This window comes from Carbonatibacter coralli (assembly GCF_039592655.1).
Lineage (GTDB): Bacteria > Pseudomonadota > Alphaproteobacteria > Kiloniellales > Kiloniellaceae > Carbonatibacter > Carbonatibacter coralli.
The window spans coordinates 1-3,402 of record NZ_JBBUTJ010000019.1 but is presented as its reverse complement, the minus strand read 5'-3'; the positions used below and the strand labels follow the sequence as shown (position 1 = coordinate 3,402).

The following is a 3,402-nucleotide window of genomic DNA, read 5'->3' as shown; positions in this document are numbered from 1 at the left end:
CAAAAAAAGGCCCTCTTTTTATTTGTACAAAACAACACATCACCTCAACGCGGGGTGGAGCAGCCCGGTAGCTCGTCAGGCTCATAACCTGAAGGTCGCAGGTTCAAATCCTGCCCCCGCAACCATAGCGTAACCAGTGACTCTTTGAATCTTGATATATCGAAACAGGATTCTCCGTCAAGGTGCAAATTGGTACAGGGGGGACAACTGCCTCTAACAGAGGAGGCGGAATTCTTGCATTTCCAAGGGTTTAGATAGCAAAAAACCTCAAGACGGCAATCTTGAGGTTCTGCTAGAGGCGATATCACCTATAAAAGCTTAGTCACGCTTTTTATGGCTCTGATCTTACCTCATCTGACATCGGTGTAAAGCAAAAAACGCCTAGGGGCGTAACGATTTTTTGCACCCTGTCGATGGGAATGTATCCGAATATATAGTGATAGAAGAATCGGTTTATTACCAGGACCTTAACGGCATAGCTCCGAAACCATTTGGGGTTGCAAAGAGGGTTTGCGAGGACTCTCTTAACGCGAATGTGTTCACCTATGCAGAGGTTAAAAAGCTCTCAATCAGCTTTAAGGCATCATCTGAAATTACACCTCAAAGAATCATGAGGGCCATTGTTGATGGTTGTCATGATCTCAAGATGAGTGAGAGGTTTTTACTGATAACCCTGGTTTCGCGGTTAACCATGGATCAGATCAAATCCGGGGAGTGTTATGTCTGGATGGGAAACTGGCTCATTTGTCAGAAGATGGGCGGGATCTCACAAAGAACCCTGGCGCGATTAAAGCAGTCGCTTGAGCACAAGGGCTTATTGGTTCGCCATTATGACCACCGTAATCGTCCGGTTGAAGGCGGGGCACTGGATTTGAGGCCTTTGCTCAAACGTCTCCCCGAACTCCTCGAAAAGGGCGAAGCGCTTTTCAATCAATCAAAAGAGCGATTTGAAGCTCAAAGAGAAAGCACCACAAGCTATGCCGATATGGCTGACTCTTATGACAGGGGAGGGTGTCACCAGAGTCACCCTAACAGTCATAACCTAACAGAAGATGTTTCTGTACAGGGTGAAGAGGAAAAGGAGCCGCTGATCGCGGCAAGCAATGATGACCTGCAGGTTGATGAAGCTCCTGCTTGCATCCCTGATGATGGCACAGAAGCCGATATGGGCTTACCAAAGGTAAGAGCTTTTTGGCGCGGCTGTGGACAGCTTGGCTCACAGCGGCACAGAACCGCCGTTGAGCAGCTCAAGGTCTTGCGTGTGATCGATGAAAGCTTTGGCCAACTCATCGATGATCATTCCATTGAGAGCGGTGATGTGGATGCGATTTTATGCGCCACGGCCGCATATGTGGATACACACTTTGCTCCAAAACGAAACCCCCGGGAAACCCTGATCTGGGGATTGCGCAAGCATGGCTGGAAAGCTTGCTTGATTGCTGTTCTGGCCCAGGCTGATGACAGTATTCTGAAGCCTGACAACTGGTTTGGTTTCATGTGTTCCAGAGATCAGGGCGCTTTGGATCTCACAGAGAATCTTGAGCGTGTCTTGAAGGTTGAAGCGAAAGAACAGGCGGCTGAAGTTGCTGAACAGGAGAACGAGCAGCTGGCCGGAATTGCCCGGGAGAGAGAGGCTGCAGCTGCAGAGCAGAAACGCTTGCTCGATGAGGGCAAGGCGCAATGGAAAGAAGCCGTTGCACTGGTCGCTGAAGAAGATCCGGATCTGTATAAAAACTTCCTGAGAAATCTTGTTTTTGCGGGATGCAAGGAAGGAGTTCTCTATCTCAGCTCACAGCAGAAATTCATTTTTGATCATGCGCTGCGAGACCGTCAGGCATGGCTGCAGATCCTTGAAACCGTGGGGCTGATTGTCAATGACATTCGCTATGCCGGTAAACCACGCGGAGGTGATTTGTCATGATCAGGATGATGGTGCCGCTTTTGTTGGCCATGAGTTTTTTGCTTTGTGTGCCGGCGAACGCAAAGTCTCTGACTGGCAAAGCAAGAGTTGTTGATGGTGACACCATCATTGTGTCCGGAGAGCGTTTGCGGCTCATGGGTTTTGATGCTCCGGAGAGCAGGCAGACCTGCTTGTCTCCTGTCGGGATTGAACGGCCTTGCGGTCGCAAGGCGACTGAGTATCTCGATCTGGTTTTGTCGACCGTTGATCATCAGGTCGCCTGCAAGACCTTTGGTCAGGATAGGTATCGAAGGACACTCGCCAGGTGTGTGATTGGTGATCTCTATCTGGGGAGCTGGATGGTGCGATCCGGTCATGCCGTTGTCTGGCCCTGGGAGGATCAATGGTATCTGGCCGATCAGGATGATGCTCGTCTGGCCGAGCGTGGCTTATGGGCTGGCCAGTTTGAATTCCCCTGGGTTTGGAGGAGAGCGCAATGATCAGGACAAGCTTATATCTTTAAGTTCTAAAGATGGTAAGTTTGCTCAAATCATCTGTCAGTTAGAAATGATCAATTAAATTTTAATGTCCAGTTATAATCCTCTTTTTCATCGGCACTCCAATCCAAAAACTCCCACCCATGAAACAGCTCATAATGTTTACAATTATGCCAAAAATGATTGTACGCATCACGACAAGAGAAGTAATCTTGTTGATCGTTTACACTTGGTATAATGATGACAAATACAAATGGCCCAATAAAATAATCAGCAAAAATATAAGGCATCTGTTCATCTAGAACTTTGTTAACATAGACAGTCATGACCGGTTGATCACAGAATCTCCCACTCTGCCCAATAGCAACAGGAGGAAGTTCCATAGTATCTCCAAAACTACTAGAGTATCGAACCCATTCAATTGTTTTAGCAATATTCGCTAAACACGAACGTGGCATAATACCAATTGCGGCTCGTACCAAAGCTCTATAGACGTTAGTAAGATTAATTTTACGCTCGTTACATATTGGAATTGTTTTTATAGATAACGGGGACACTGGCTGACCATCAGGCCCTTTAAAAATCGCACCCCGATCTTCATTTGTTATTGAGTACCCTGCACCTTTTGATATCAAAGACGGTATCCCTCTTTTTCCTTTTACCCCCTTTAACACTCGCCACATCACTGCATGATCAGAAAAATCTTGTTCAATTGCACTCGAGAAGTATTGATTACAATCATCACATTCTTCATGCGAAAAAATTTTTTTGTTACCAATCGCTTCCGGTAAAACATGTGCTCTGTTTTTAAAACTTGCTCCTTCTCTAATATCTCTTGAGCAAAATCGGCAAACTCTTTTGTTTTTTTTTGGTTCTCCTGACCTGCCCCCATGTGGTGATCCAACCTTTAAGTTAGATTTTGACACCATGAGCCGTCCAGCTGTGGCGGCTGGAGCGTAGCGTAAGCCAGAACAGCTGGACGGGGCAAGATTGTTGTTGGTGCAG

3 protein-coding genes and 1 tRNA gene are annotated in these 3,402 nt (G+C 46.9%); 3 read left to right on the top strand and 1 reads right to left on the bottom strand.

The window, feature by feature from the left end; all coding sequences use genetic code 11:
• Nucleotides 1-48: 48 nt before the first annotated feature.
• The 3 genes from AAAH10_RS16495 (at nucleotide 49) to AAAH10_RS16485 (ending at nucleotide 2,400) form a co-directional block, all read left to right on the top strand.
• Nucleotides 49-125: transfer RNA gene (locus AAAH10_RS16495), tRNA-Met, on the top strand.
• A gap of 311 nt (nucleotides 126-436) precedes the next feature.
• Nucleotides 437-1,921 carry a hypothetical protein gene (locus AAAH10_RS16490; RefSeq protein WP_343565583.1) on the top strand — a complete coding sequence of 495 codons (1,485 nt, stop codon included), beginning with the start codon at nucleotides 437-439 and terminating at the stop codon, nucleotides 1,919-1,921.
• Nucleotides 1,918-2,400, top strand: a complete 483-nt coding sequence (locus AAAH10_RS16485; RefSeq protein WP_343565581.1) for a thermonuclease family protein — start codon at nucleotides 1,918-1,920, stop codon at nucleotides 2,398-2,400. Before AAAH10_RS16490 ends, AAAH10_RS16485 begins: the two co-directional genes overlap by 4 nt.
• Before the next feature lie 71 nt (nucleotides 2,401-2,471).
• Here the strand turns inward: AAAH10_RS16485 and AAAH10_RS16480 are convergent.
• Nucleotides 2,472-3,402 (bottom strand): HNH endonuclease (locus AAAH10_RS16480; RefSeq protein ID WP_343565579.1); only part of this gene is annotated, 931 nt, incomplete at its 5' end.